The following is a 24,260-nucleotide window of genomic DNA, read 5'->3' on the forward strand; positions in this document are numbered from 1 at the left end:
AGCGCAGCGACCCTGCACCCCCTGCAACCGGAGCGCAGCGACCCTGCAACTCCTGCAACCGGAGCGCAGCAACCCTGCAACTCCTGCAACCGGAGCGCAGCGACCTACAACAACCACTTAGAAGGCGGCACCCCAAAATGCGCCCTAAAGTGCCGGGAGAAAGTCGCCAGATCCATATAGCCAACAGTGTGGGCGATCGTGGTAAGGCTGACCCGATCCAGCCTGATCTGGTTTGCTGCGGCCTTCATGCGTAAGTTCGTCTGCATCCGGAGGGGCGTAATGCCGAAGGCTCGTTTGAAAAGGCGGGCAAAGTGATATTTAGATAAGCAAGAAACCCGCGCGAGGTCCGCCAGTGCGAAGTTTTCTGCATAGTGGCAACGTAGATATTGGCGGGCGGTTAACAGGCTTTTGCTCAGCTCCCGGCGGGTTGTTGGCTGATTAGCGACGGGGTGTAGGGCATCACCTAACGCGATGGCACTTTCCAAGAATGCCTTGATTTCTTGCTGGAGACCAGGGATTTGTGCGGTGGCCAGGGGGTCGGGAAGTGTGTCCCAGTCCGCCAGGTCGGTCAGCCCCAGCTCTGCAACGCGAAAGGTACCGCCGTAGAGAAAACCAAACCCGGATTCTTCCGGCAGGTCCGCCAGGAAGTCGATGCAAACGCCGGTGGTGGCCTGGCCGACCGCACCTGGTTTGGCGCCGTAGGCGGTACCGGCGGGAAGCAATAGAAATTCGCCGGCATCGAGCAAGACACGTTCTTTGCCCACAGTATATTGCTCTTGCCCCCGACCGACGTATTTGACGGCCACGCCCTTCGTTACTCCCATAAAGGTCGATTCCCGCGTTACGCGGGAACGGCGTACGATGGCCTCGGGGCTGTGGTGATCGAAGTTGATGCGGAACAAAGGGTGACGGTTTGGATGAGGGGTAGAACGATACTTGTACTGACGAAAATACGGCGCGGACGCGGGATGCCGGGAAAGTTGCCCGGCCTTCAGGCCGTGAGGGTTTTAAGCCTTGAGGCTTTTGTTAGGCCCGTAATGCCTCCGCTCGTTCCATACCAACCTTCCTAAACTGATCCACTCCCACCAAAAACCGCTCCAGAAAAGTGCCATCCACCTCCTGGAGGATGACCTCCCAGTAAAGCAGGCGGTAGAAAGTAGGCGTGATGGTTTCTTCCGAATCCACCCTGATGGGAAATGCCAGCCCTTGACTCAACTGGTCCGGGCTAACCCGCTGATGGGCGGACCACAGGACCTCGCGTTCCCAGGTAATGTGTCCGTCATTGGCTAAATCGAAGCGGCACTCCAGGATGCGGTTCAGGAAGACGTCGTATTGCTTGCTGCTGTTCCTGCTCAGCCCATCCTCGTAGGAAAAACGGACGGTATCTCCCTGGCCGTAATCGAGCTGGTTGAAGGCGGCTTTGCCAGTGATGCGCTTCCAGTAGTTGTTGAGGCTGTTGGTGCCGATGAACGACTGTCGGAGGTCAGGGGCTTTAACGTTCCAGGCGGCCATCCTGAGTAAGCATATACCGGTCAGCACGGAGACCCAACCCAGTGGATAGAGGAAGAAGGTCAACAGCGCAGCAATTAGCAGGCCGAGGCTTACGATGACCCGGTAAGCAAACCTGAGAAGGTAATTTCGGTGGCGCGATTTGGTCGTGACGAACTTGTCTTGCCGTCCCTTATTGACCAGGCGTAGCACCGCGAACATCAAAAAACTGGCAACAACCAGCAGGGAAATGGGAAGGGTGTCATTGGCATTATTGACCAAGGCAATTATGGTCACGATCAGGATACTGATTCCGGCCAGAAAATTGGCTTCGCCAACGGTTTCTTTCCTTGGCGCCAAGAGCGCACCGATTGGATCAATGGAGGGTGGAGGAGGAGGCGCATGAGGTAGAGACATGATAAATTGCTTTCCAATAAAATAAGGCGTTGACGTGCGTTTTTTAGTATTTTGCGGATGAATGCTTGGGGGTTTTCGACGAGGTTTTTTGAATCTATTGGTGTAGCCTTGACTTCTGCCAAGCGGGTGATAGCCCCGTCTCTTGCCAATTCCCTATCTTCCCCCTTTAAGAGAACCTCATTGCCCTCACGCCCATGTCACCCACCCTTTTAAGTAAAAAACTTGGTGTAGACCTTCAGCCCTGCCAGGAAGAAAACCCCGCCCGCTGTGCCCTCTCCGACCAGCACGGGCAATACGTCCTTGATGACCAGCAACGGATCGTCGGACTTAATCTCTTCGGCTATAACGGTGAGAAGGATCGCCCGGCCCTTCCATCGCCAGCCAATTGGCTCCACAAGTTGCCCCATCTGAAGTACCTCAACCTGGCCCAGTGCGGATTGACGGCGCTTGACTTAACCGGGCAAACGGAACTGGTCGTCCTCTTCGCCCAGGAAAACAAAGCCCTCAAAGAACTAACGTTTCCTACCGCCTTCCCCGCCCTCCTCCGCGCGGTCCTCGACCACTGCGCCCTGACACAAGTTATTTGGCCCGACAGCCCCGTACTGGAATTCCTCAACGTTAGCCGACAGCAGGAAAAAAGCCTGACGAACTGGTCCTTCGCCAGTGCCTGCCCCAGGCTTTACTTCTGTGATTTGAGCCATAATGGGCTAACTGGTTTTCAGCTGGGCGCTGGCTTTACCAATTTGGGCATTCTTTGTTTGGAGGATAATGCGTTGACGGAGGTGACTTTTGATGGGGTGATGCCGGGGTTGGAGAGTTTGCGGTTGAGTGGGAATCAATTGACCATACTACCAGCCAATTTTCAGAAAAACGCGGCTTCGGTTAAAAACCTTTTTCTAGAGAATAACCCGTGGCAAGATGATATCATTCGTGGCCTTTTAGAGGACTCTACGCCGGCTACCACCGTCAACAAACTGTTCGATTACCTTGATGATCAAGTGGGGAAAACTGATTATGACCGCGCCTGTAAGGTGATCATTGTTGGTAACGGAGGAGTTGGTAAAACTAATATTCTCAATCGGCTGACGGGGAAGGATTTTGACGGCAAGTCCGTAAGTACCCATGGTGTAAATATTGTGGAACATCGCATTGGGGAGTACGACGTCCAATTCTGGGACTTTGGCGGACAGGATATTTATCACGCTACCCACCGGCTTTTTCTTGGGGCAAACGTTGTTTACCTGGTCGTATGGGATAATGTAACGGAAAGACAAGAAACAAGCCGACGCGAGGAAAAAGGAGTAAATCATGATTATGAAAACTTCCGCTTGCCGTACTGGCTTGATTACGTTTATAGAAGTGCGGCCAGGAGTGGTGAAGCGAAAGCGGACGTACCCGTGCTGGTCGTGCAAACAAAAGTGGATGATCGTAGCAAGCGCCATGAGCACCCTGGCTATCGAAAGCGTTTTGATCAGCGGTTTGGTTATTACGAGGATGGTATCGCTATAGATTCGGAGACGGACGCTGGCTATGATGATCTTAAGTACCATCTTGGAAAAGTTTTAAAACTAGCTAAAAAGGGTACAGATACCTCACCTGGCCCCAAATTACCTGCTGATTATCTGAAAATTCGTAGTCGGCTGCAAGCCCTACGTAAGCAAGGAGATAAAAGCATAAACCTGACAAAATACCGCGAAGAAGTATGTGACGGCATTAAAATGGAACTTGCTCCTGAAGTTTTATTGGAAAGCTGGCTGCATAAAACAGGCGTTGTCTTTTATCAGCCGGGCTTATTTAAAGACCAAATTATTCTTGACCAGGAATGGGCGACCGAAGCAGTTTATACCCTGCTTGATCGGGAGGGCGCTAGTGATGCCTACAGATACATCCTAGCCAGAAACGGCCGGTTTACCGGTGCGGACTTAATTCGTTTTTGGTCGGGTTACAACCAGAGCGAACGTAATCTGTTCGTAGATTTCATGTTGTCCTGTTGGATGTGTTTCGAACAGCAGTCCGTTGCAGAAAGCGAAAAACCTTACCGCCACAGGTCTTTTGAGGAACGAGTTTTCATAGCTCCCCAGTTGCTGCCAAAAGAAAAGCCCCCAGCAGTACATAACATTACCGAGCTACTTGGAAGTCAGGAAAACTGGTGGCACGTACGTTATCAGCACCGTTGGTTGCACGGCCATCTGATGAATCGTTTTATCATTGAAACGCACCAACTGGCGGAAAATGATTGGATGTGGGAGTCGGGTATTCTCCTCAAAGACGACAAAGGTGCTTTTGCATTAATTGATTCCGATCGTGCTCAAGGGAGCATCTCCGTCCGGGTAACCAAGAATAAAGGTAAAGTCCTGCTAGACAAAGTTCTTGGTTTGCTTGAGCGGATACAGCAAAACGACGAGCCGGGGGTAACCTACCTTAGTGTGGATGGTGAGCAGGAAATTCTGGCCGATCAATTGGAGCAAGCCTACAAAACAAAGACTCCCTATGTGATCAGCGAAAACGGTCAGCAGCTACCTATTGACGATTTCGGTGCTTTTTTCTGGCGATTCGATAAGCCGCTAAACGTGGACGACTTTGACGGAGCCTCCGAAATGGCTAACCTTCAGAAAACTGGTCAAAGGACCAATAAACAAGAGCATCCTCCTATCTTAAGCCTACCGCCGAGGGAATACGGAGACGATGATTTAGCGGGCAAAGTATTGGCCCTTTGCGCCAATCCTACGAACCTTCCACACCTGAAATTCAAAAAAGAATTAGCGGCCATGGACGAGAGTGTCCGAAAAGGCTTTTACCTAGGTGCTCCGGTTTTCAAAGTAGCACAGGTGGATAAAAAATCCTTTCATTCCGCCCTGAGAAAACCCAAGCCGGATTACTTGCACTTTGTCGGGCATGGTACCGTAGATGCCCTCGCCGAGGATGCAAGGAAGATGGGGCTGGAAGCTTTTGACCAAAGTGGCATTATGCTGTGTGAAACTGGTGGAAACGCTAAGCTTTTACCGAAGACAACAATCTTGAACTGGTTGCAAAACGCTAACTTAAAACTGGTGGTATTCAATGCCTGTCATACGGCCGGTTTAGCCGAGGAATTAAGCATCGAAGGACCTCCCGCTATTGGTGTTGATGGGGAAATGGACGATAATGTTGCTCTGGCTTTCACGGAAGCCTTTTACGAGTACCTTTCTGATGAGGGGCTACAACAGTTAATTCAATCTTTCTTCCAAGCCCGAAATTATGCGAACGATGTCCACGGTTTTGCCGTACGTTATCAACTATACATAAATGGAAAACAAGTAACCGAATCAATATGAAAGAGTTAGAAAACAGCAAGCTGAAAGCAGCAATCACTACGCTACAACGACCCGATCTTCTGTCGAAACGCCTCCTGCAAGGGGAACCCATCAAAGAAAGGACATATTCTTTTCCGGCCGGGATGACAAAGGAAGAGGGAGCTGAATTGATGATCGCCATTGCCACCGTTACGGCGGTTGAAGACGAGGCGTTCGGAGCGCTATATGAGCGAGCGCGGATTCAAGAAAAACAAAGGACCGTTCGTTCCGGAGAGACCATAGAAATAATTGGACAGGCTTACCAGTTCTTACACGACCATTGGGGGGAAATTGCCTTTTTTGTTGAAGTGCTGGACCGCAGGAAGGCTTTTGATAAGTTGAAAGAGAAAAGCAAAAACTGGAAAGCAATTTTCGGAACTATTCTCGAAGAGGAGGAAGATAAAGAGGACGAATCTGAAGAGAAACCCGAATAAATTGTGATGCTTACTCCTCTTTTTCAAAAAATCATTTTACCATCTTTAATATCTAACACCGTTGGTGAAGTAGATTTTAATATGCGTATTCTCCCCGGCGCCGAAAACTTCCCCATAGGCAACAACAAAGGAGAAGAAGACAGTTACGAAGACGAGCAACCACGCCACTCCCGCAGCATCGCCCCCTTCGCCCTGGCCGAATACCCCGTCACCCAAACCCTTTGGACGGCAGTGTACAATCTGGCTGAGGAAAGAAACTTGAAGTTCGATGATGATCTACTACGCCCCAATCCTTCGAATTTCCTAGGCCCCAACCGGCCAGTAGAAAAAGTAAGCTGGAACGACGCCCACGAATTTTGCCGCATTCTGAACCTACTTTGTGGAAAGCCCGAAAAATACTTCCGCCTCCCCTCCGAAGCAGAATGGGAATACGCTGCCCGGGCGGGGAAACGGGAAACGCTCTATGCAGGAAGTAACCAGCTGAATGAAGTTGGTTGGTACGGTGAAAACAATAAAAAAGAAACCATGCCTGTCGGACTACTAACGCCAAACGTCTTCGGTTTGTACGACCTTAGCGGTAACGTATTTGAGTGGTGCGAAGACGATTGGCACGGAAATTATGAAAATCACCCATCGGACGGGCAGGCCTGGATTGATGATCCCGAAAAGCGCGCCTCCATCCGCGTGCGGCGCGGCGGCTCCTGGTACAACCTCGCCAGGTACTGTCGCTGCGCCCTCCGCATCGGGAACGGGCCGGACCTCCGTGACCGAGTCTACGGCTTCCGCCTCGCCGCCCCAGTTCAGTGAGCCCGGCCAGCCAGCGAGCGAGGCTCGGCGTAAGCCCTCGCGGTCCGCGGCGGAGCAAGCGGGACGCAAGGGGTGGAGTGGGGCCGAGCTAAAGCAAAGAAAGAGATGCAGATAAAAATATTTTCGATGCCGGTCTGGGGTGATGAAGCTCAGGAGGAAAAACTCAACAAATTCCTCCGGAGCCACCGAATTCTACAAGTAGAAAAACAATTCATTGCAGATGGCAGCAACAGCCAATGGTGTTTTTGCGTGGAATACCTGGAGGGAGGTGAGCCAATAAAGCGATCAAGTAGGAAGCAAGCCAAAGTAGACTACAGGGAAGTTTTATCCCTGGAGGCTTTTGCCCGGTTTGCCCGCTACCGGGAAATCAGAAAGGCCTTAGCGGTGAGTGAGGGGATTCCGCCCTACGTCATCTTTACGGATAAGGAGATCGCTGCCATGGCGGAAGTAAAGGAGCTTACAGTATCTAGTATACGCTCCATTAAGGGTATTGGTGAGAAGAAAATAGCCAAGTATGCCACTCATTTTATAGTGGTCAATACAGATGAAACGAAGAAGTAACCTTATCCCACTGATCGCCGAGCCGGAAAACCTGCGGCGCGCCTTCGTAAAGGCAAGACGCGGGAAAACGGCCAGTAAGGAAGTATTGGCTTTTACAGACGATTTGGACGACCAACTGCTTCAACTCAGAACTGATTTACTGAGCGGAGTGATAAGACACGGCGGGTACCGGAAATTCATCATCCACGAGCCAAAACGCAGGGAGATTTGCGCGGGTAGCTTTTCTCAAAACGTTTTGCACCACGCTATCCTGAACCATTGCCACGAAGATTTTGAGCGGCATCAGCTTTTTGATTCCTATGCCTGTCGGCGGGGTAAAGGAACCCATGCTGCCGTGGCGCGTGCCCAGGGTTTTTCGCGGCGTTACGCTTGGTACCTTAAGCTGGATGTGCGCAATTTTTTCGCTTCCGTTCATCATGAAACGCTAAGCGGACAGCTTCAGCGATTATTCAAAGATGAACGCTTGCTGAATATTTTCGACCAAACACTGTCTACTTACTCGGCCATTCCTGGCAGAGGCTTACCACTCGGCAACCTAACCAGTCAGTATTTCGCCAACCATTACCTCACCCCCGTAGATCGATGGGTGAAACAAACGATGTGCTGCCCGGCTTACGTGCGCTACATGGATGATATGGTGCTATGGCATGATGACAAAGCCCAACTGCTTTACGCCTTTCAGCAAATAACGGAAATCGTCCACTTAATACTGAAGGTTGAACTCAAGCCGGTAATACTAAATCGAACAACTAAAGGGCTTTCTTTTTTAGGCTACCGCATACTGCCCTATCAACTAAAACTTACGCACGCAAGTCGCAAGCGTTTAGGGCGTAAACTTGTCCGCCTCAATTCCGAATACCATCAAGGCCTCATTTCGGAAAAAGAAGCACAACGCCGTGCCCAAAGCCTCATCGCTTTTGTAGACCACGCAAATACTGCCGCATTACGCAAAGATTTGCTGAAAAAAGCCGACCTTGCTTCCGGGGCACCTCTATAAGCGCGCCTCCAACCGCGTGCAGCGCGGCGGCTCCTGGAACAACAACGCCAGGAACTGTCGCTGCGCCAACCGCAACAGGAACAGGCCGGACAACCGTAACCGAAACAACGGCTTCCGCCTCGCCGCCCCAGCTCACACCCGGCCGGATGGCCGGATCTGAACAGGAGGTGCTCCTGTTCCTGCATCAGCAGGACAAAGATGCCTTACCTTAAGGCGGGTCGGTGGGCCTAGTAGCAATGCCGAAACGCCCACCGCCCCTTTACAGAATAACAACTTATGTCCCTTACCGCACTTTTCGCTCCGGCAAACTCCCAGCAAAAGGTATTTACCATCGGCTCCACCTCCTTCCGGATGATCACACTGCCCGGAAAAGAGGGCTTCTGGATGGGGGAGGATGAATCGGCTAGAGATTCGGAGAAGCCCAGACACCAGCGGGATATTGCTCCTTTTGCACTGGCAGAATTTCTGGTGACCCAGCAGCTGTGGGAAGCGGTGGTAGCAAAGGGCCTTCAGCACCCTCAGGCGCGGACGCTGGTGCAAGGTCATGCAGAGGAGCAAACTTTGCCACTCAACCCCGCTTATTTCCGAGGGAAAAACCGACCAGTTGAATATGTGAATTGGCACGAGGCACGAAGATTTTGCGCAGTACTTAGCATGCTGACGGTCGGGAAACCTGATTTCTTTCGGCTGCCTAGCGAAGCTGAATGGGAATATGCCGCCCGTACGGGAGCCAGAGAAACTGTTTACGCGGGGAGTAACCAACTGGGGGAAGTGGCGTGGCATGATGGCAATAATGAAAAAGAAACCATGCCCGTTGGCCTTCTCCTGCCTAATGCATTCGGATTGTACGATCTGAGTGGCAACGTATGGGAATGGTGTGAAGACGATTGGCACGACGATTACAAGAACCATCCAGGCAACAGTGCTGCATGGAAAGATGGTGAAACGGAAGAGGCGCGCGCCTCCCTCCGCGTGCTGCGCGGCGGCTCCTGGGACTACGTCGCCAGGAACTGTCGCTGCGCCAACCGCTACTGGTTCAGGCCGGGCAACCGTGGCCGTTACTACGGCTTCCGCCTCGCCGCCCCAGTTTCAGATTCAGTGTGAGCACAGCCGGCCAGCACGTTCCCGGCGCAAGCCCTGGCAGCCTGCGGCGGAGCAAGCGGGCGGCAAGGGGTGTAGTGGGGGGCGTGGGAAGGGGACTTTGTAGCACAGGTCCGGGTTGATTGATTTTTCAAATCAAAGCGTCCGTAGCATTTTCTCATCCGATGCATCTTTCTGCTGGCGTAGCCGCAGGAAGTTCATCGGATGTGTAAAATGCGTGAAAGAGAAACGACAGTATATCCAGCATTGAGTGCAGTTGAGGCCGGAGTGAAATAAGCACTTAACCCAAGCTGGTCCGACACATCCGATGAACTTTTGCCCGGCTGCGCCAGGTCAAAAGATGCATCGGATGAGCGGCCGGACACACCGGCCTTTTTTGAGAAATTAATTAACCCAGATAAGACGTAGGGTTGGTGCCATGGCGAGTGACTACCCAATATCTTCGAAGCAGGAGCTCCTCGCCCGAAGCACCGCCGCGCGGCCGGAGGCCAACGCTTCCGCTCGTTGCCGGAGGCAACTTCGGCCAGGCCGGGGTACCCTGCTCTTTAAAAACCTTCCTTTGCACCCGCGACCGCGCCCACCTTAGTCTGGTAGTCCAGTAGTGCTTGTAGTCTAGTAGGGCCCCACGCGTTCAGTCCATCGCAATACTCGCCCTATCCCTTGCGGAAGCCCTACAAGACGACTGGACCACCAGACTACAAGACTATCCATTGTGGAAAACTATTTGTTGGAAAAACCCGTCTCCTTCGTACCTTGTGCAACAAGCGTAAAAGTCCCTATCCATGCCCGAATTCTGCCACCTACACTGCCACACCCAGTACTCCCTCCTCGACGGCGCGTCGGAGATCGGAACCATGATGGATAAGGCAGTTGCGGACGGTATGAAAGGCGTAGCCCTGACCGACCACGGCAACATGTTCGGTGCCTTTAAGTTCGTGAACGAAGCCGCGAAGCGGAACATCAAACCGATGATCGGCTGTGAGTTCTACATGGTGGAGGATCGGCACAAGAAGGCCTTTAGCCGCGCTGCCGGAGAGAAAGACAAGCGCTACCACCAGCTGATGCTGGCCAAGAATAAGACCGGCTACATTAACCTGAGTAAGCTCTGCTCCATTGGCTACATCGAAGGACTCTACGGTAAGTTCCCGCGCATCGATAAGGAGCTGATCGAAAAGTACCACGAAGGGCTGATCGTGACCAGCTGCTGCATTGGTGCGGAGATTCCGCAGCTGCTGATTGCCGGTAAGGACGACGAAGCGGAAGAAGCCCTCAAGTGGTGGCTGAACATCTTCGGCGAAGATTATTACATCGAAATTCAGCGTCACCGCGGCATCGATGACATTGATCTGGGGCGGGACCGCGAAGGCCGGACCATCTACTCCGGTAAAAGCCAGGAAGACATCAACGTGAAGCTGCTGGCCCTGGCCATGAAGCACAACGTGAAGGTGATCTGTACGAACGACAGCCACTACGTTGAGGAAGAAGATTACCTGCCGCACGACTTGCTGCTGTGCGTCAATACCGGCTCGTTAAAAGAAGACCCCAATCGCTTCAAATTCCCCAGCTCCGACTTCTACTTCAAGAAGCAAATGGAGATGTCGAACCTCTTTCACGACCACCCGGATTCGGTGGCCAATACGATGGAGGTCTACGATAAAATCGAAACGCTGAAGCTGGCCAGCGACGTACTGCTGCCCAACTTCCCGATGCCCGCCGAATTCGAGACGCAGGATGCTTACCTCCGCCACCTTACTTATGTGGGCGCTGAAAAACGGTATGGGGAGATCAACGAAGTTACCCGCGAACGGCTTGACTTCGAGCTCGACGTCATTAAAGCCTCGGGCTACCCGGGCTACTTTCTCATCGTTCAGGATTTTACCACTGCCGCTCGCGAGATGGGTGTGAGCGTGGGGCCTGGCCGTGGCTCGGCCGCCGGCTCGGCCGTCGCCTACTGCGTCGGCATCACCAACGTGGATCCGATCAAGTACGACCTCCTGTTCGAGAGATTCCTCAACCCGGAGCGGGTATCGATGCCCGATATCGATATTGACTTTGACGACGTGGGCCGGCAGAAGGTCATCGATTACGTCATCGATAAATACGGCCAGGAACAGGTGGCCCAGATCATTACCTACGGTACGATGGCGGCCAAGTCGTCGCTCCGCGACGTAGGCCGCGTAATGGATGTTCCGCTGAGTGAAGTGGACCGGGTGGCGAAGTCTTTCCCCGTCCAGTTGGGCGCGTCGCTGCGCGACGTCCTGGCCGACGGCGACATCAACCCCAAGCTGAAGGGCAAAATGAACGGCGAAGACGTCGACAAGGCCTACGCCTTCCGGGACCTCGCCGAAGGAACCGATCAGATCGGCGAGATGATCCGCATGGCCAAGAAGCTGGAAGGATCGATCCGCAATACCGGTATCCACGCCTGTGGCGTCGTGATTACCCCCTCCAACATCACCGAGCACGTGCCGGTGACGGCGGATAAGGACACGGGGATGTACGTTTCCCAGTTCGATAACTCCGTAGCCGAGGATGCCGGATTGCTTAAGATGGACTTCCTGGGCCTCAAGACCCTGACCATCATCAAGGACGCTCTGCGGATGATCAAGGAAAACCACGATGTCGTCATCGACGTGGACGATCTGCCACTCGACGACCTTAAGACCTACGAGCTCTTCCAGCGCGGAGAAACGAACGGCATCTTCCAGTATGAATCCGGCGGGATGCAGAAGCACATGAAGAACCTTAAGCCGACGACTTTCGACGACTTGATCGCCATGAACGCTTTGTACCGCCCTGGTCCGCTGGAGTATATCCCCGAATTTATCGAGCGGAAGCATGGGCGCAAGCCGATCGTCTATACGCTTGATGCGGAGGAAAAATATCTCAAGGAAACCTTCGGTATCTACGTCTACCAGGAGCAAATTATGCTCCTGTCGCAGTCCATCGCCAACTTCTCCAAGGGCGAGGCTGACGTGCTGCGTAAGGCGATGGGTAAAAAGCAGAAACACGTCCTGGATAAAATGTATCCGAAGTTCGTGAAGGGCGGTAACGACAATGGTCACCCTGATGATAAATTAGACAAAATCTGGAAAGATTGGGAAGCCTTCGCCTCCTATGCCTTCAATAAGTCCCACTCTACCTGCTACGCGCTGGTGGCCTACCACACGGCTTACCTCAAGGCACATTACCCGGCCGAATATATGGCTTCGGTACTGACGCACAACAAGAGTGACCAGGGGAAAATGAGTTTTTTCCTTAGGGAGTGTAAGCGGATGGATGTTCCGGTATTGCAGCCCGACATCAACGAAAGCCAGGCAGAATTTTCGGTGAACAAGAAAGGTGCAATCCGCATCGGGATGACTGCCCTGAAAGGGGTAGGGGAAGGCCCGGTGGAGGCCATTCTTGATGCAAGAAAAGAAGGCGATTTCGAATCACTGTTCGACATGCTTTTGCGCATCGAGCCCGGCTCAGTGAACAAGCGGGTGCTGGAGGCTTTGACCGATGCCGGTGGCTTTGATTGCTTCGAAGACATGCACCGGGCGCAATACTACGCGCCAACGGATAAATTTGATTCTTACCTCGAAGACGCGGTGAAAACCGCCAACGGCACCCTCGCCCGTAAGGCCGAAGCGGCCAGCAGCCTCTTTGCCGAGGCGCAGGACGAAATTTCGGTTGATCCACCGAAGCCACCGGACGCTAAACCTTTCCTGCTGCCCGTGAAATTGGCGCGGGAGAAAGAGGTGACTGGTATCTACGTTTCCGGTCATCCGCTGGATGGCTACAAGCTGGAGATTGATAATTACGTTACCTGTGGTCTGGCGGAACTCGATCCGCGTAAATATGGCCGTAGCACGGTCAAGCTGGCTGGCATGATTGTCGGTGCCCGCCACCTGGTGAGTAAGAACGGTAACGGCTGGGGTATCTTTGAACTTGGCGACTACGACGAAACCATCGAGTTCAAACTCTTTGGCGACGACTACCTGAAATTCAAGCATGTCCTAATCGATGGCGTTGCGCTGTTCCTGACGGCGACCTTCCAGAAGAAATGGCAGAGTGACGAGCTGGAATTGAAGATCTCCGAGATCAAGCTGTTAGAAGGCGTTGGGGAAGAACTGACAAATGCGATCATTCTCAAAATGACGCTCGACGAGCTGACTACGGCCAAGGTCGTTGCCCTCGACGATCTCTGCCAACGCTTCCAGGGAGATGCCAAACTCCGGATGGTCTTTTATGACCGGGAAGAAGACTCTAAGCTCAAAATGTTCTCGCTGAAGCGGACGGTGCAGGCCGATACCGACTTCGTGAAGGAGATTGAGCGAATGGGGATTAAGTACCGGTTGGAAGGGGCGTAGTTTAGTCTGGTCGTCTGGTAGTCTGGTAGTGCTTTGTTCGAAGCTCACTTCGTTCGTTAGGCTACCGCCTCTTATGGTGGTATCGGTTCTACCGTTTGTTGTCCGGGGAGGAAGCCGCCACGGGCGCTAGCGAGCATAGCTACAGACCGCAGAGCTTGACATCCCAGGCCTTGCGTGTGCGGGCCGGGGTGTTCGCTTGCGACAAGAAAATCATCGTCGGGGAACGTTTCGGCGATGAATCTGAAGCCTTTGTGGCCTACATCGATGGGATGATCCGTATTGGTGGGGGTCCACAGAGTCGCCGGGAGGTAGAGCTATTTAAAGCTTTGCACCCCGCACCAGAATTGAGCCGCCGGTTGCTGGAGGAAGAGGTCGATTGGTACGGGAAATAAATAAACCAACCTATGTAGGTTTCGACTCGTTTTGAAGGCATGAAAAATATCCTGCTCATCGTCGGCCACCCAGACGCAGAGTCCTACAATTTTGCGTTAGCTGATGCTTACGAGAAAGGTTTAGCAGCAGGCGCGGACGCAGGTGCAATAAGAAGATTAAATATCAGGGACCTGAACTTTAATCCCAACCTCCAATTCGGCTATCGCAAGCGGACTGAACTTGAACCCGATCTGCTGGCAGCATGGGAAGACATCCAGTGGGCCGATCACCTCGTCTGGATCTACCCGGTTTGGTGGGGCTCGGTACCGGCCATCATGAAGGGGTTTATTGATCGGGTTTTTCTGCCGGGTTTTGTCTTCAGGAAACACGAAGGCTCCAAAATTAAGTGGGATAAACTGTTGAACGGAAAAACGGCTCGTATCATCCAGACCTTGGATCAGCCCGGTTGGTACTACCGCCTGGTGTACGCCCGGCCAAGCTATCATGCCATGAAGCAACTGACCATGGAGTTTACGGGCGTCCGGAAAGTGAAGGCGACGACCATCGGCCCCTTACGATTGTCTACGCCGGAGTGGCGGGAAAAGCAGTTGGCTAAGGTAAAGATGATCGGTGCCAAAGATGGTCAGTGAGACGCCCTGGTAAATGCGGCGCTACGCGCATTTTTGCATTTAAAATATTGTTTTTAGCTTTTTATTGATATTAAATATATCCTTATTGGTGTATTGCAAATAATAATTTTGATTTAACTCTCGAACATATGGCACTACGGAGCGGGTTATGTTAGATACCTGTCTATCCCAATAACTATTATTATGAGTGCTTCTATCAATCCCAATTATACCGTATGCATAGACCAATGCCTTAACACCCTGGTAGCTTGTAGGAAATTGCTTTCCCTAACGCGGCCAGAGAGTCCCTGCTATGCAGCGGCTAACGAGTGTCTGCATTTTCTACGACAAAGCATCAAGATGATGCGAAACGAGCACGAATTTACGGTTCGTTATCTGGTAGATTGTGCGGATGTGTGTGAGCGGTGCGCCAAGCTTTGCGAAGCTTGTGATGACGAAAATTGTCAGCGGTGTGGTGCCGCCTGCCGAAGGTGTGCCCTCGCTTGTCGGGCCAGGAACCTGGCCTTATAAAAAAATCAGGGTAAATTCTCGGCTTCAGAATTAGGTGTATTATCGAATTCTATACGAATCGGAATGTCCCTTTCCCCGCCGTACAATTTCACCTCAGTAATATCGGCTGGCATATTGTAGGAATTTGCGTCGATGGCGTTCTTGATGTCCCGCATCACCAGGCCCCTGATCTGGGTAGCGTTGGCCCGAAAGTCCTTAGTGTCTACCCACAGGAATATCTTCAGGTTGACCGTACTGGCCGCAAGCTGATCTGCCACGACAAAATTTTCGTGTTCGTCATCATGTACCAAATTCGGGTGCTGGTCGAGTACCTGCTGAATAACGCCTTTCGCTCCTTCAATGTCATCCTCGTAGGCGATGCCGACGACGAAGTCATAGCGAATAAAACCATCGGCAGTATAATTCTGTACCGGATTTTTCAGCACGTCGGCGTTAGGGATATAAATGTCCTTGCCGTCAAATGTCTTAATGTGGGTGTACCGCAGACTGAGGGCTTTTACTTTACCAAAAAAATTGTCTACCCGAATGGTGTCGTTGACGTCAAACGGGCGGTTGAAAGCGAGGACAATACCCGCGATGAAGTTTTCACCAATGTCCTGAAAAGCAAAGCCCAGGACTACCGCCCCAACCCCGGCAGCGCCAAAAATACCCGCTGCGATGCCACCAAGGCCCGCCGCGTTGAGGGCCAGCATTAATACCCCCAATACCAGGAGGATTCGCAGGGCATTGGTCAGGAAGCGCCCCATCAGGGGGTCATCCATTCTGGAGAGGATTTTTCGTCCGGCCAGCTTCGCTAACCATCGGGCTATGAATAAGCCAATAATGAAAATTACCAGCGCAAAGATCACGCCGGGAATAGCTTCAATGAGATCATTCCAAAATTCATTAAGGACCGTGCTGATGTCTTTTACCTGGGTTTCCATGTCACTGCAACGAAAGTGGACGGTGTGAGGTTTGGTCAGTTTTTATTGGGCCCAAGATTAACAGCGTACCAAAAATAGACGCTGCCAAAAAGGTAGGCTATGTAGTCGTAGTAATCCCGGACAAAGGCTGGTTCCCACCTGGGGAAACCTTCTTCAAATATCAGCATCAACACGATGGATACCAGGCAGACTTCCAGCAGACTCAATCGCTGGATTCGAAAAATCAGCCGCCGTTCGAAAAGCAAAAGGCCAAGCAGTATCGGTAACGCTAACAACGGATCAAGATAAGCATCCACCCACGGCGTCGACCAACCAAGAATATATTGCACAAATTGATGTAATAGGAAAAGTAAGAAAGGAACCCACCAGGCTGGCTGTCGTAAAACCTCCATCAGGAAACGGCCATCAGTGCCAGAAGTAATCCCAGTAGAATCAGCGGCGACATGGCCAGCAGTACGAGGATTCCGATCACGCGAAAACCGATCTTGGCGGCTCCTAACCAGAGGGGGTCTTCGGCGTGAAAGGTAGCGAGGTTGTCCCACCATTGATAGGCGGCCTGTGCCTTTTCGGCGAGTTCTTCGCCTTTGGAGGGGACTTTGTGCTCGGAAGGATCTGGAGTTGGCGTGGCGGACATAAAAATTATGGAATGTTTAGGTGTAAAACGGGTAATAAAGGCAGGTAGTTGGTTTTTGACATGAATAGCCTGCTATCTGGATAATTTCTGAAACGGACGCTCGCAGGATTGAAAGGTCTTCCGCTCTGATTCGGCTGCGTGGTACTTCGTGCTTGAGAAGTGGCGAGCGTCCAGCCCCAATTCTTGAAAATGTCTAAAAGTGTGCCTGAATAGAAAGAAAAGGGTCAACAAAATCCAACGTAAAGCATTATTTTAATAGTATTACTTTCATGCTAATCTGACTGGGTATAAACCAAATTGTCGCACTAACCGGTAGCACTGGAGTGCTTACGCCGGGTCAGCGCGACAATTTGGTTTACCCTGTTCTGACTTTCGCCAACCCGTTGAAAAATGAAAAACTACTTACCTGCCTTCTTCACTTTCCTTATCTGCTGTTTCGCCTTACACCTTGGTGCACAGGAAGTGAGCAAACCTTCTCCGGTAAAATTACTGGTAGGTGGTGCGCTGGAACTCGGTGGTGACCGCGCAGGCTGGGTGACTACAGAGGACGGCGGTACGCAGCTCATCCGGGGCGCTCAGGGTGTTTCACTGGTTACCGGTGTTCAGCTGCGCTTACCTTCGCTTGACCGCTTTATGCTGCACGCAACGGTAGGCTATAAATACTGGCGTACGTTCACGGACGGTGCTAACGTTCGCATGACCAGGATTCCGCTGCACCTTACTGCGCACTATTTCGTGACGGATAACATCCGGGTTGGGGCGGGCGTGCTGACCGACCGGAACATTCGTTTTAATGGTGACGGGCTGGGGGAAAATGCAGAATATGATCCTTCTTTCGGCCTTAAATTTGAGGTCGGCTGGCGTAACCTTGCGCTCGGATATACCAGAATGAATTATAATCGCTTTGGCGACCGGGAGCGTTGTGCGGGCGGGTTTGGGCTGACTTATTTACGGACCATTTCCGGGCGGTAGGTGACATTTAGTATTCAATTGAAGGTTTTGTTTGGCGACCGGTGCGCCCGTCCGACGAATTCTTTCCCGTTTGCGACGGAGGAGCTAAAACAGGAAAGTCCGTCTGACGGATCGCGGGATAGTCTTGACCTAAGCCGACAGACAAACTTTTGTCCGGCTTCGCCGGGCCAAAAGGATTTGTCGGACGGCCGGAGCACCGGATAGCTGGGCAAAATCCTAATAGTCTACGTCAGGAGATGGGAGCAATGATTTGTCGTTGAACGATTGCAACCTGCAACTTGCAACTTGCAACCTGCAACCTGTAACCTGTAACCTGCAACTTGGAACCTGCAACCTGCTAACTTCCAACATTGCTATCTTTGCCACCATGCTCCTTCAACTCCCCCTGCACCTGCGGCCGCGCCTGATTCTGCTACTCTTGATGGCGTGCTCTACGCTTACTGCCCAGACTCAGAAAGACACCCTGCCACCGGGGGATGCGACTGACGTGCAGGAGCAGCTGATTGAAGACGTCCTGGCCAACAGCGAAGATGACACCGATGAGTTCTCTTTTAACGGGGCTTTCGAAATACTGGAAGATTATCGCCGCCGCCCGCTCAACCTGAATAAGGCGACTTATGAAGAATTGACGGAGTTGCTCTTACTCAGCCCCATCCAGGTTGGCCAGATTATGGGATACCGGGACCGGATGGGAAGTTTTCTAAGCCCTTACGAACTGCAAGTGATTCCGAGTATGGACCTGGAGGCCATCCGTCGGCTAACGCCATTTGTTCGGGTAGGTAACGACCTGGACGACGCCAAGATCCCGCTAAGCAGGATGTTTGCCGAAGGAGACCGGGAACTCTACCTGCGCTGGCAACGCCGCCTGGAAACCACCAGGGGCTATGAACTCGGTCCGGAAGACGGCGTCACGAATTACTACCTCGGTAGCCCCGATCGGCTGTACGTTCGCTTCCGCCAACGGTACAGTAATAAAATGAGCTTTGGGATCACCGCCGAAAAAGACCCGGGGGAAGCCTTTTTTACGGCCAACAATAATAAGCGCGGCTTTGACTACTACAGCGGTCATTTCTACCTCGCCGACGTGAACCGTACCGTGAAGGCCGTGGCACTGGGGGATTTTTCCGTCAGCTTCGGTCAGGGATTGATCCTGTACACCGGTTTCGGTTTCGGTAAAAGCAGTCAGGCGACGAACGTAGCCCGCGGCGGCCAGGTGATCCGGCCCTACACCAGCGTCAACGAACTGAGTTTTATGCGTGGGGCAGCCACGACCCTTGCGCTGGGAAAGAATACGGAACTCAGCCTTTTTGCCAGCCGCCGGGGCCGTACGGCCAACATCGTCTCCATCACTGATTCCATCGATATAGACCTCGAGGATCTTGGCATTACCAGCCTTGATCTTACCGGCTTGAACCGTACGCCCAGTGAAGTGGAAAACCGTAATTCCATCACGCAGGTTAATTACGGTGGCAGCCTTCGCTTCCGCCCCACTCAACGACTACACCTGGGCTTCAACGTGCTGGGCACCAACCTCAGCCGACCACTTCAACTTCGGGATCAGCCTTATAACCGATTTTTCTTCCGGGGAACGGACCTGGTCAACGCCGGAATAGACTACCGCTACCGGCTCCGGAATTTTACCTTCTTTGGCGAAATTGCCGGCTCAGAAAACACCTCCGAAAATGCTACCGCTGATATCGGTGTCGCCCAGATCCACGGCGTGATGGTTGGGCTGGATCGCTTTGTGGACCTTTCCATGGTCTACCGCAATTACGGCGTGGATTACCAGGCACTCAATGCCCGTCCTTTTGGCGAAACGACCGGCGCCAGGAACGAGGAAGGCCTTTACTTCGGCCTGGAGGTCCGGCCAGGTCAACATTGGCGGGTAAATGCCTACTACGATCTCTTTCGCTTCCCCTACCTGCGCTTCAACATTGACGCCCCCAGCCAGGGGCACGAGTACCGCTTCCGGCTGACTTACTGGCAGAAGCGAAAAATGGAAACCTACCTGGAGCTACGTTCCGAAACAAAGGGCTTCGGCACCGATGGCGATGAATCGATATTTACCAACCTCGATCCCGTAGTACCCCGCACCCGGTTCCAGGCCCGTTTGCACTTCGCCTACAAAATCGACAACGTCTGGGAGTGGCGTAGTCGCTTCGATGCCGGCTTCACCGAAGACCCGCTCAATGGACGGGAAAACGGTTTTATGGTGTATCAGGACCTGCACTTCCGGCCACGAGGCCCCCTCAGCTTCAGCGCGCGGATGGCCTTTTTTGACACCGATGGCTTCAACGTCCGGTTCTACGAATATGAAAACGGTTTGTTGTACAATGCCCAGGTACTCCCGTATTATCATCAGGGAACCCGTGCCTACCTGCTGGTCCGCTACAAAGGTATTCGGGGGTTAACGCTGGAAGGGCGTATCGCCCAAACCTTCTTTACGGACGGTACTACTTTCGACAACAGCCTGGAGGCTACCGGTGGACCACGGCGTACGGATGCGGGGCTGCAGGCTATTTGGCGGTTTTAGGAGGCGCTTCGCGCCTGGTTGCAAGGGTTGCAGTAGTTGCAGTGGGATAGCCACCCCTGTACGCGAGCGAGTCCCTGCAACCCCCGCAACGTGAGCGCGAGCGAGTCTCTGCAACCCCCGCAACGTGAGCGCCAGCGAGTCCCTGCAACCCCTGCAACACGAGCGCCAGCGAGTCCCTGCACCCCCCGCAACGCGAGCGCGAGCGAGTCCCTGCAACCCCCGCAATGCGAGCGCCAGCGAGTCCCTGCAACCCCCGCAACGCGAGCGCCAGCGAGTCCCTGCAACCCCTGCAACGCGAGCGCCAGCGAGTCCCTGCAACCCCTGCAACGCGAGCGCGAGCGAGTCCCTGCAACGCCCGCAACGCGAGCGCCAGCGAGCCAAGCCGAACAACCATCCCCCATTCTACCTTCTCTAAGCATGCAATACACCCACGACTTAATCGTAATCGGAGCCGGATCCGGTGGCCTCGGCTGCGCTGGCTTCGGCTCTTCCATCGGCCTGAAGGTCGCCCTGATTGATAAAACCGCAAAGAATTTTGGCGGCGACTGCCTCAACTACGGTTGCGTGCCGAGCAAGGCTTTGTTGCACGTGGCAAGTTTGTTTGCCGGGGGAAAGCAAGCAGAGGCGTTCGGCCTGAAGACGGAAGGCAGGGCCGACTTTAAACGCGTAATGGCGTACGTACACGGCCGGCAGGAAGTAATTCGCCCTAAAGAGACGCCGGAGCATTTTCGGGAGGAATTCGGCACGGATGCCATCGTTGGGACGGCGAAACTGACGGGGAAACAAGAGGTAACGGTGAATGGCAAAAAACTCACGGCTCCCAAGATCGTATTGGCTACCGGATCGGTTCCGCGTCATTTGGACCTTCCGGGCATTGAGCAGGTAAAACAGTGGGATAATGAATCGGTTTTCTGGGAGTTGGAAAAGCTGCCGGAGCACTTGCTCATCGTTGGTGGTGGCCCCATCAGCTGTGAGTTGGCCCAGGCGTTTGTCCGGCTGGGCAGTAAGGTGACCTTGCTGGTTCGGGATGGGAAATTATTGGCCAAGGACCCGCCGGTCATGGGAGAAATACTAGCCGGAAAACTACGGGAGGAAGGCGTGACTATTCGCTTTAATACGGAGGTTGCTGAATTTACCGATGATAAGACAGCGGTGTTGAAAGGAGAGGGCGGGGCCGCAGGTGCAAAGGGGGGAGCCGATGCTGCGTCCGTTGAATTCTCCCATCTTTTGGTGGCCATCGGGCGGGATGTCCGAACCGAAGGGCTGGGCTTAGAGCAGGCCGGGGTTAAGGTGGAAAAAGGTAAGATCGTCACCGATGATTATTACCGGACGACCAATAAATACATCTTTGCCATCGGCGATGCCTTCGGGCAGGAACAGTTCAGCCACGGTGCCGAATTCCACAACACCCAGCTGTGGAATAACCTGCTCAGTCCGCTGAATAAAAAACACAACCTCGACAAATTTACCTGGGTCACCTTCACCGATCCGGAAATCGCCAGCTTCGGGATGACTGAAGAACGGCTGAAAGAAAAAGGCATCGACTTCGAAACGGTTAACCTTCCGCTTCGGGATGACGACCGGGCCATTGCTGCAGATTACCGCGATGGTCACCTCATCGTTTATCTCAGTAAGGGGTGGGGGAGTGGAAAAGTATTGGGCGGCTGCCTGGCCGCCCCCGCTGCCGGGGAGATGATCCAGGAACTGCACTTCCTGCAATTTAAGGGCATGAAGTATTCTGCGCTGACAAATAAAATTTACGCCTACCCGGTAGGCAGCCGTATCATCCAGAAGGGGGCGCGAAAAGGCGCTTCAGACCTGCTGACAAGTGGACCTTTACCTAAAATTTTGCGGGGGATGTACCGCCTATTTAACCGGTAATGCACCGTTCTTCAGCATTTATGCTGAAATACATTGAACGGTCTATATCAAATCTCCCAGCTTAATCGGAAATACCTTCACCAACTTACCCGTAGCGTTGTATACCGCATTCACAATTGCGGGGGCCATCGATACTAATCCAATCTCTCCGATACCTTTCGCGCCGATTTCATTGATAATCTCATCCTTTTCTTCGACAAAGATCACGTCTAACTCGTGGATGTCGGCGTGGACTGGTATGTGGTACTCCCCAAGGTCGGTATTAACGTACTTACCCAGCTTGGTGTCCAGCAGGGTCTCCTCGCGCAGCGCCATGCTTATGCCCCAGATCATGCCGCCCAAAATCTGACTGCGGGCCGTCTGTGGGTTCATGATGGCACCTGCCGCCACCGCAGTGACGGCCCGGGTAACGTTCACTACTCCAAGCTGTTCGTCTACTTCCACTTCAACGAAGGCGGCTGAATGCGCCGCCCGGGTGTATTGTTTTAATTTGAAGACATTGGGAATATTGGACTTTGATGCCTTGACCGCTTTGCCACGATTGAAGGCAATTACGTCTTTCAGAGGAATGCGAACTGAGGGGTCTTGCTTCAGGACAATTTCACCCCCAATAAAATCTACATCTTCAGGGAGTGCGTCACCGAGCGGGAACCCATCCATGATCTGTGCCAGCTTAAAGAGTTTATTCTTTACCGCTAAGCAGGCTAGTTTTACGGCTGACCCTATTACTCCGGTGGTGTAGGACCCTCCCTGAACTGGAGATAGGGGGTGCTTGCTTTTGCCGTATTTGAAGGTAACGGCTTCCAGAGGAAGGCCAAGCTGATCGGCCGCAATTTGGGTCATCACGGTATTGGTGCCCTGACCATTATCGGTCACTGCGCTCTTAACGATCAACCTTCCTTTCTTCGTGAATTTTGCACTGGCATTACCTGGCAGGGCAATCACGTCCCAGATGCCGGTACTCATGCCGTGTCCGACCAGGCGGTTACCCCGTCGGTTGGTGCGTGGTTCCTGGTGTCGGTCAGACCAGCCGAAACGTTCCGCTCCCTGGCGGTAGCACTCCCGAAGTTCTTTACTGGAAAATGGCTTGTCCGCGCTGACGTCCCGTTCCGCGTAATTCCGGAGCCGGAACTCCAGGGGGTCCATTTTTAGCTGGTCGGCGAGTTGGTCTATGGTGGTTTCAATGGCCATCATTCCGGTACTGCCGCCGGGCGCACGCATGTCCATGGGGGTGTAGAGGTCTAATGGGACAATCTTATAATCCAGCAGTGCATTTTTTGCCGGATAAAGCATATTCCCCCAGTTGACCACCACTTCGTTATATTCTTCAAAACTGGAAGTCTCCGAGATCGCTGTGTGGTTGATGGCCGTCAACTCTCCGTCCGAGGTGGCACCAAAGCGCGTTTGTTGAACAGTCTCCGGGCGATGGCCGAAGGTGAACATCTGCGAGCGGTCCATCGTCACCCGTACATTGCGTTTCAGTGTCAATGCTGCCATTACGCTCATCACCAGTTGATACTGAGGGCGGAGGCCCGATCCGAAACTGCCGCCCACAAAAGGAGCAATTACCCGGACGTCCTTAAAGCGTAAGCCGAACAGGTTGGCTATGTAAATTTGAGAATTGTTGGTTCCCTGAGTTTTATCGTAAATCGTCAATTTTCCCGGACCTTCGTACACCGTTGTGGAGGCAAAGAGCTCCAGGGGGTTATGGTGTTGGGAGGCGTGGTGGAATTCCCCCTCGAACCGTACTTCCGCGTCCGCATAAGCAGCGGAAAAATCGCCACGAGGGTTAGGAGGCAACGGTTTAATAAAGGTCGCTAAACCTTTGGCTGGTTTGTGCGCTTTTTCGAGGTTGGCCCTTAGGTCAACGTCGAAGTCCACTTCCTCATAAGTAAAGTTCAATAGGGCGGCGGCGTATCGCGCTGCCTCAAAAGTATCCGCCACTACAAGAGCAACCGGTTGACCGGAAAAGGTGATTTTCGCGTCATACAGCGGTCGAAAAGGAGATCCGGGAGGGGCATCCATATCCGAATACATTATATCGAAACGGGGTAACGCTAAACGCCGTTCGTGATGAAGAATCTCCATCACCCCAGGAACTGCGCGCGCAGCTGTTTCGTCAATAGAGGTTATCCTGCCCTTGGTGATGGTAGCGTTGACAACGTAGCCATGCAGAAGATCAGGAACCTGGTACTCGCCGGCATATTTTGCCTGGCCGGTTACTTTGAGTTCTCCCTCGATACGGCGACGGGCACGGCCTATTTCTTTTGATTGGATCATGGTGGATAAGCGT

Annotated in this window: 19 protein-coding genes; 13 read left to right on the forward strand and 6 right to left on the reverse strand. The window is 52.9% G+C overall.

Annotated elements, in window-relative coordinates:
* Positions 1 to 104 precede the first annotated feature (104 nt).
* Positions 105 to 902, reverse strand: coding sequence for a helix-turn-helix transcriptional regulator (locus tag B036_RS32400; protein WP_020570496.1), 798 nt, complete (start codon positions 900 to 902; stop codon positions 105 to 107).
* Positions 903 to 1,026: 124 nt separating this feature from the next.
* Positions 1,027 to 1,905, reverse strand: a complete 879-nt coding sequence (locus B036_RS0119925) for a hypothetical protein (protein ID WP_157472251.1) — start codon at positions 1,903 to 1,905, stop codon at positions 1,027 to 1,029.
* A gap of 194 nt (positions 1,906 to 2,099) precedes the next feature.
* Here B036_RS0119925 and B036_RS0119930 point away from each other — a divergent pair, with 194 nt between their 5' ends.
* The 10 genes from B036_RS0119930 to B036_RS0119975 all read left to right on the forward strand — a co-directional run bounded on the left by B036_RS0119930 (position 2,100) and on the right by B036_RS0119975 (position 14,514).
* Complete coding sequence (locus B036_RS0119930) at positions 2,100 to 5,219, forward strand: COR domain-containing protein (protein ID WP_020570498.1); 3,120 nt, start codon at positions 2,100 to 2,102, stop codon at positions 5,217 to 5,219.
* Entirely contained in the window at positions 5,216 to 5,671 is a 456-nt protein-coding gene (locus tag B036_RS0119935) for a hypothetical protein (RefSeq protein ID WP_020570499.1), read from the forward strand. The genes B036_RS0119930 and B036_RS0119935 overlap by 4 nt, the downstream gene beginning before the upstream one ends.
* An 81-nt stretch (positions 5,672 to 5,752) precedes the next feature.
* Positions 5,753 to 6,478 (forward strand): formylglycine-generating enzyme family protein, encoded by a 726-nt coding sequence (locus tag B036_RS0119940; RefSeq protein ID WP_044103289.1) that lies wholly within the window; start codon positions 5,753 to 5,755, stop codon positions 6,476 to 6,478.
* 105 nt (positions 6,479 to 6,583) lie between these two features.
* The gene (locus B036_RS0119945; RefSeq protein ID WP_026232157.1) at positions 6,584 to 7,039 is read left to right on the forward strand and encodes an HRDC domain-containing protein; all 456 of its coding nucleotides are present in this window, start codon (positions 6,584 to 6,586) and stop codon (positions 7,037 to 7,039) included.
* On the forward strand, positions 7,023 to 8,036 hold the full coding sequence (locus B036_RS30255) for an RNA-directed DNA polymerase (RefSeq protein ID WP_020570502.1): 1,014 nt from the start codon (positions 7,023 to 7,025) through the stop codon (positions 8,034 to 8,036). Before B036_RS0119945 ends, B036_RS30255 begins: the two co-directional genes overlap by 17 nt.
* A complete protein-coding gene (locus B036_RS33705) occupies positions 8,014 to 8,196 on the forward strand; it encodes an SUMF1/EgtB/PvdO family nonheme iron enzyme (protein ID WP_026232158.1) in 183 nt (60 codons plus the stop codon). The genes B036_RS30255 and B036_RS33705 overlap by 23 nt, the downstream gene beginning before the upstream one ends.
* A 116-nt stretch (positions 8,197 to 8,312) precedes the next feature.
* A complete protein-coding gene (locus B036_RS0119960) occupies positions 8,313 to 9,140 on the forward strand; it encodes a formylglycine-generating enzyme family protein (RefSeq protein ID WP_020570503.1) in 828 nt (275 codons plus the stop codon).
* Positions 9,141 to 9,919: 779 nt separating this feature from the next.
* On the forward strand, positions 9,920 to 13,492 hold the full coding sequence (gene dnaE / locus B036_RS0119965) for a DNA polymerase III subunit alpha (RefSeq protein ID WP_020570504.1): 3,573 nt from the start codon (positions 9,920 to 9,922) through the stop codon (positions 13,490 to 13,492).
* A 155-nt stretch (positions 13,493 to 13,647) separates the two neighbouring features.
* Positions 13,648 to 13,884: a hypothetical protein gene (locus B036_RS30260; protein ID WP_157472253.1), complete on the forward strand. Its 237-nt coding sequence runs from the start codon at positions 13,648 to 13,650 to the stop codon at positions 13,882 to 13,884.
* A 39-nt stretch (positions 13,885 to 13,923) separates the two neighbouring features.
* Positions 13,924 to 14,514, forward strand: a complete 591-nt coding sequence (locus B036_RS0119975) for an NAD(P)H-dependent oxidoreductase (protein ID WP_020570506.1) — start codon at positions 13,924 to 13,926, stop codon at positions 14,512 to 14,514.
* A 515-nt stretch (positions 14,515 to 15,029) separates the two neighbouring features.
* Here B036_RS0119975 and B036_RS0119980 read toward each other — a convergent pair.
* From B036_RS0119980 to B036_RS0119990, 3 genes are all read right to left on the reverse strand, one after another.
* Positions 15,030 to 15,947: a mechanosensitive ion channel family protein gene (locus tag B036_RS0119980; RefSeq protein WP_020570507.1), complete on the reverse strand. Its 918-nt coding sequence runs from the start codon at positions 15,945 to 15,947 to the stop codon at positions 15,030 to 15,032.
* 35 nt (positions 15,948 to 15,982) lie between these two features.
* Positions 15,983 to 16,276, reverse strand: a complete 294-nt coding sequence (locus B036_RS30265; RefSeq protein WP_157472255.1) for a hypothetical protein — start codon at positions 16,274 to 16,276, stop codon at positions 15,983 to 15,985.
* A 62-nt stretch (positions 16,277 to 16,338) separates the two neighbouring features.
* Complete coding sequence (locus B036_RS0119990; RefSeq protein ID WP_020570509.1) at positions 16,339 to 16,581, reverse strand: hypothetical protein; 243 nt, start codon at positions 16,579 to 16,581, stop codon at positions 16,339 to 16,341.
* Positions 16,582 to 16,971: 390 nt separating this feature from the next.
* Here B036_RS0119990 and B036_RS30270 point away from each other — a divergent pair, with 390 nt between their 5' ends.
* The 3 genes from B036_RS30270 to B036_RS30275 all read left to right on the forward strand — a co-directional run bounded on the left by B036_RS30270 (position 16,972) and on the right by B036_RS30275 (position 21,967).
* On the forward strand, positions 16,972 to 17,553 hold the full coding sequence (locus B036_RS30270) for a hypothetical protein (protein WP_020570510.1): 582 nt from the start codon (positions 16,972 to 16,974) through the stop codon (positions 17,551 to 17,553).
* Between the two features lie 367 nt (positions 17,554 to 17,920).
* Positions 17,921 to 20,086, forward strand: coding sequence for a helix-hairpin-helix domain-containing protein (locus B036_RS0120000; RefSeq protein ID WP_026232160.1), 2,166 nt, complete (start codon positions 17,921 to 17,923; stop codon positions 20,084 to 20,086).
* 417 nt (positions 20,087 to 20,503) lie between these two features.
* Positions 20,504 to 21,967, forward strand: a complete 1,464-nt coding sequence (locus B036_RS30275; protein ID WP_020570512.1) for a dihydrolipoyl dehydrogenase family protein — start codon at positions 20,504 to 20,506, stop codon at positions 21,965 to 21,967.
* Positions 21,968 to 22,009: 42 nt separating this feature from the next.
* Here the strand turns inward: B036_RS30275 and B036_RS0120010 are convergent, their stop codons facing one another.
* Positions 22,010 to 24,247 carry a xanthine dehydrogenase family protein molybdopterin-binding subunit gene (locus tag B036_RS0120010; RefSeq protein ID WP_020570513.1) on the reverse strand — a complete coding sequence of 746 codons (2,238 nt, stop codon included), beginning with the start codon at positions 24,245 to 24,247 and terminating at the stop codon, positions 22,010 to 22,012.
* Between the last annotated feature and the right edge of the window lie 13 nt (positions 24,248 to 24,260).

This window comes from Neolewinella persica DSM 23188, from assembly GCF_000373105.1.
Classification (GTDB): domain Bacteria; phylum Bacteroidota; class Bacteroidia; order Chitinophagales; family Saprospiraceae; genus Neolewinella; species Neolewinella persica.